Annotated in this window: 4 protein-coding genes; 3 read left to right on the forward strand and 1 reads right to left on the reverse strand. The window is 65.9% G+C overall.

Annotated elements, in window-relative coordinates:
* Both B7L72_RS11885 and menH read left to right on the forward strand, forming a co-directional pair.
* On the forward strand, nucleotides 1–953 hold a 953-nt coding region (locus B7L72_RS11885), incomplete at its 5' end, for a thiamine pyrophosphate-dependent enzyme (protein WP_254893810.1).
* Nucleotides 943–1,728 (forward strand): 2-succinyl-6-hydroxy-2,4-cyclohexadiene-1-carboxylate synthase, encoded by a 786-nt coding sequence (menH, locus tag B7L72_RS11890; RefSeq protein ID WP_081194562.1) that lies wholly within the window; start codon nucleotides 943–945, stop codon nucleotides 1,726–1,728. The genes B7L72_RS11885 and menH, both read left to right, overlap by 11 nt.
* A 39-nt stretch (nucleotides 1,729–1,767) precedes the next feature.
* Here the strand turns inward: menH and B7L72_RS11895 are convergent, their stop codons facing one another.
* Complete coding sequence (locus tag B7L72_RS11895) at nucleotides 1,768–3,237, reverse strand: anion permease (protein WP_081194563.1); 1,470 nt, start codon at nucleotides 3,235–3,237, stop codon at nucleotides 1,768–1,770.
* Nucleotides 3,238–3,528: 291 nt separating this feature from the next.
* Between B7L72_RS11895 and B7L72_RS11900 the strand changes: the two genes are divergently transcribed.
* A partial coding sequence (locus tag B7L72_RS11900; RefSeq protein WP_081194825.1) for an FAD-binding protein occupies nucleotides 3,529–4,762 on the forward strand: 1,234 nt, incomplete at its 3' end.

A 4,762-nucleotide genomic window follows, 5' to 3' on the forward strand; every position in this document is an offset into this window, starting at 1 on the left:
CGCTGCTGGCCGACCTGCAAAGCCAGCTGCACGGCGACCCGCGCCACCTGGTGCATATGGACCTGGCCCTTCAGGACCCGCAGGTCAGCGCCGAGCTGGGCCGCGCCAACGTGCTGCTGCAGTTTGGCGGCAGGCTGATTTCCAAGCGCCTGACCCAGATGATTGCAAGCCACCCCTGGCAGCAGGCGTGGCTGGTCGACCCGTTACCCCAGCGCCTGGACCCGGACTTCACCCTTACCCAGCGGCTGGTGTGCACGCCCGCCGAGGCCATCGCCACGCTGCCCGCAGGGCCCGCCCAGCCCCCCTGGCATACCCTGGCACGCCTTCAGCAGCGCACCCGCCAGGGCATCGAACGCTATACGGCGGAGTTTTCCGAGCTGGGGGTGTGTCATCAGCTGGCCCAACTGGCCAGAGGGGCACTGTTCGTGGGCAACAGCCTGCCCGCCCGGCTGATGAACATGCTGGGGTCGACCCGTTCGACGCCGCTGCGGGTGATGGCCAATCGCGGGGCTTCGGGCATCGATGGGCTGCTGGCCACCGCGTACGGGCTGGCCTGCACGACCGATGAGCCCACCACGGTGATTCTGGGCGACACCAGCGCGCTTCACGACCTCAACAGCCTGGCGCTGCTGGCCAGGGCCCAGGCGCCGCTGGTCGTGGTGGTGCTGAATAACGATGGCGGCAGCATTTTTCACATGCTGCCGGTGCCGGACGAGGGCGACCTGCTGGAGCGCTACTATCGCCAACCCCACGGGCTCGCGTTCGAGCATGCGGCGCGCATGTTTCATCTGAACTATGCCGCACCGACCACGCTGGCGGCGTTTGGCGAGGCCTACACCCAAGCGCTGGAAGCCGGGGTGACGCTGATCGAGGTCACGGTGCCCCATCAGCAGGCCACCGATGCGCTGCAGGCCCTGGGCGCGTGGCTCCGGGAGGCAGCCCATGCATCCTGACCCTTCGCCGCCCTTTACGCTGGTAATGCTGCACGGCCTGCTGGGCGATAAGGACGATTGGCAGGCGCTTGGCGAGGCGCTGGAGCAAGCGCAGCCGGGCGTGCGCTGCCTGGCGCTGAACCTGCCGGGGCATGGGCAGCCCACCACGCCTGCGGTGGGCTCTTTTGCGGATTTTCATGACTGGCTCAGCGGCACGCTGGCCGAGGCGGGCGTGGGGCGTTATGGCCTGCTGGGCTACTCCCTGGGTGGCCGACTGGCGCTCTATCATGCCAGCCAGCGGCCCGCCGGTTTGGAGGCGCTGTGGTTGGAGAGCGCGCACCCCGGGCTGGCCGCGCCAGAGCGGGAAGCACGCCGTGCCCACGATGAGCACTGGGCGCAGCGCTTTGAGCAGTCGCCACTGGCCGACGTGCTGACAGCATGGTACCAGCAGCCGGTGTTTGCCGATTTGACGGCCTCACAGCGCCAGCGTCAGATTCAGCGCCGGTTGGCCAACCATGGCCCCGCCGTGGCGCACATGCTGCGGGTCACCTCGCTGGGTCGGCAGCCCTCTCTCTGGCAGTGGCTGGCCGAGACCGACCTGCCAGTGGGCTATTTCTCCGGCCTGCGGGACCACAAGTTCAACACCCTGGCCAACCGCCTGGCGCAGCACGCGCCGCGCCTGCGCCACTGGGCGCTGCCGGGCGGCCATAACCTGCACGTGGAACACCCCAAGGCCATGGCAGGGCATTTGGCACAGCAACTGGCGCAGCACTTCGCACAAACGCTGCCGCGCTGAGGCGCGGCAAGCGCATGGTGCACTGAGTCAGTACGTGGCTCACTGAATCAGCAGTAGCCAGGGCAGACCAATGGCCAGCCAGGCCACCAGGAACAGCAGCCCGAAGATGGCCCCCAGGCGCCAGTACAGCGCGCTGGGCAAGTAGCCACTGCCGTAATACACCGGGCTGGGGCCGGTGCCATAAGGGGTCAGGATGCCCATGAAGCCCAGGGTGGGCAGCAACAGCAGAATGAACAGCTGCATGTCCAGCCCTGCAATGCCCGAAGCCGCCGCCAGCATGACCGGCAGCAGTGCGGTCACGTGGGCGGTGATGCTGGCGAAGAAGTAGTGCAGGACATAGAAGATGACCACCAGGGCGACCATGGCCACCAGTGGGTCGAAGTGGCTGATCTGCCCACCTACCAGGTTGCCGAACCAGCCCACGAAGCCCACCTGGCTCAAGCCACCCGCCAGAGCCACCAGGGTGGCAAACCACACGAAGGTGTTCCAGGCGGCGCGGTTATCGAGAATGTCGTTCCAGCTCACCATGCCGGTCAGCAGCATGCCGCAGATGACCACCAGCCCCACCAGCGACGCCGATACCCGGTCGCCAGCGAAGATCCACAGCAGCAGCGCGGTGACCACCATGATAACCAGCACGATTTCGTGGCGGGTCAGCGGGCCCAGGTTCTGCAGCTCCCCTTTCGCCCAGTCGGAGATCTCATCCCCGGCCTTTACCTCCGGGGCGCACAGCCAGTAGCACAGCAGCGGCACCAACAGCAGCAGAAGGACCCCCACCGGCACCACCGCCACGAACCACTGCCCCCAACTGATATGGATGCCCGTGGCGCTTTCGGTGAGCGCGATGGCCAGCAGGTTCGGTGCCAGGGCGGTGAGAAACATCGAGCTGGTCACGCAGGTGGCCGCAATGGCAGTCCACATCAGGAAGCTTCCCATACGCTTCATGCTGGGGTCGTTGGGGTGCGAGTCGTACAGCGGTGGCAGGTTACGAATGACCGGATAGATGGTGCCTGCGCTGCGCGCCGTATTGGAGGGCGTAAAGGGGGCCAGAATGCCATCGGCGATCATCACCGCGTAGCCCAGGGTCAGCGTGCGCTTGCCCATGGCGTGCACCAGCCACAGCGAGATCCGCCGCCCCAGCCCGGTCTTTTCATACCCCAGGGCAAACATGAAGGCACCGAAAATCAGCCAGACGGTAGCGTTGGTGAACCCCGAGACCGCCCAGGCGAAGGCCTGGTTGGCGGCGTTGAAGCCGTCGTTGGCCAGCTGCTCCGGGGAGAACAGCACCCAGCGGGAAAGCAGCGCCACCAGGGTAACGCCAACCAGCCCGATGACCGCGCCGGGCAGGGGTTCCAGAATCAGGCCGACCACGCAGCCCATGAAGATGGCGAAGAAGTACCAGGCATGGGGCGGTAGCCCGGCCGGGATAGGCAGCAGGGCGATCACCAGCGTGGTGGCCAGTGGCGCGAGCAGCGGCCAGCGAGAGTGGAGCGAAGCGCTGAGGTTCATGGCGGTCTCTCGATAAGTTGTCGGCAAGCCGTAGCGCCTTGCCTGAGTGAGCACAGCAGAGATGAGGTTCAGCGTGGTGTTTCACGGGTGTCAGGGAAAGCATAGGCAAGGCAAGTCGCGGTTTATTTGATCTATATCAATCATGCTTTAGATCAAGGCCGAGAGCCTGCCGGGCTGTGATAACGTCGCTTCATCAGCAGGGCGGCAGGCCGTGCGCAGGCCGGAATCGCGTCATGAGAAGCCCGTCATGAGAAGTCCGTCATGAGAAGTGCAGCCGAACAAGGGGGTGCCATGCAGCAGCAGGATGTGGATATCGTCATCGTCGGCGGTGGGGGCGCGGGCCTGCGGGCCGCTATCGCGGCCGCTGAGCAGGCCAAACAGGGCGGTCACGCGCAGCGCATCGCGCTGGTGTCCAAGGTGTATCCCATGCGTTCCCACACGGTGGCAGCCGAAGGGGGCGCAGCCGCGGTGACCAGTGACGAGGACTCGTTTCAGGCGCACTTCGACGACACGGTTTCCGGGGGCGACTGGCTGGTGGAGCAGGGCGTGGTGGACTACTTCGTGCGCCATGCCTATCAGGAGCTGGTGCAGATGGAGCGCTGGGGGTGCCCCTGGAGCCGCCAGCCCGATGGCCGCATACAGGTGCGCCGCTTTGGTGGCATGAAAACGGCGCGCACCTGGTTTGCTGCCGACAAGACCGGCTTCCATATGCTGCACACGCTGTTTCAGACCTCGCTGAAATACCCCGAGATCGAACGCTTCGACGAGTACTTCGTGCTGGACCTGGCCGTGCACGAAGGGGCCGTGGTGGGCGTCATTGCCCTGCAGGTCGCCACGGGCGAGCTGCTGCTGTTGCGTGCCAAGGCAGTGGTGTTGGCCACCGGCGGAGCCGGGCGGCTGTTTCGCTTCAACACCAATGCGGGCATCGTCACCGGTGACGGCATGGCCATGGCCTACCGCCACGGCGTGGCGCTGCGCGACATGGAGTTCGTGCAGTACCACCCCACCGGCCTGCCCGGCTCGGGCATCCTGATCACCGAAGCGTGCCGGGGGGAAGGCGGTATTCTGCTCAACAAGGAGGGGTACCGCTACCTCCAGGACTACGGCCTGGGGCCGGAAACACCCCTGGGCAAGCCGGAAAACAAGTACATGGAGCTGGGCCCTCGGGACAAGCTCTCCCAGGCGTTCTGGCAGGAGCAGCAGGCCGGGCGTACCGGCAAGTTTGGCGACAGCGACGTGGTCTATCTCGACCTTCGCCACCTGGGCGCCGACTATCTGCATGAGCGCCTGCCGTTCATCTGCGAGCTGGCCAAATCCTATATCAACGTCGACCCCGTCAAGGAGCCGATCCCGATTCGGCCTGCGGTGCACTACACCATGGGCGGCATCGAAACCGATCCCCAGTGCGAAACGACCATTGCGGGGCTGTACGCCGCCGGGGAGTGTGCCTCGGTAGGTCTGCATGGGGCCAACCGGCTGGGCTCCAACTCGCTGACCGAGCTGCTGGTTTTTGGCCGTTTGGCCC

This window comes from Halomonas sp. BC1 (genome assembly GCF_002078135.1).
In the GTDB taxonomy this organism is placed as follows: domain Bacteria; phylum Pseudomonadota; class Gammaproteobacteria; order Pseudomonadales; family Halomonadaceae; genus Vreelandella; species Vreelandella stevensii.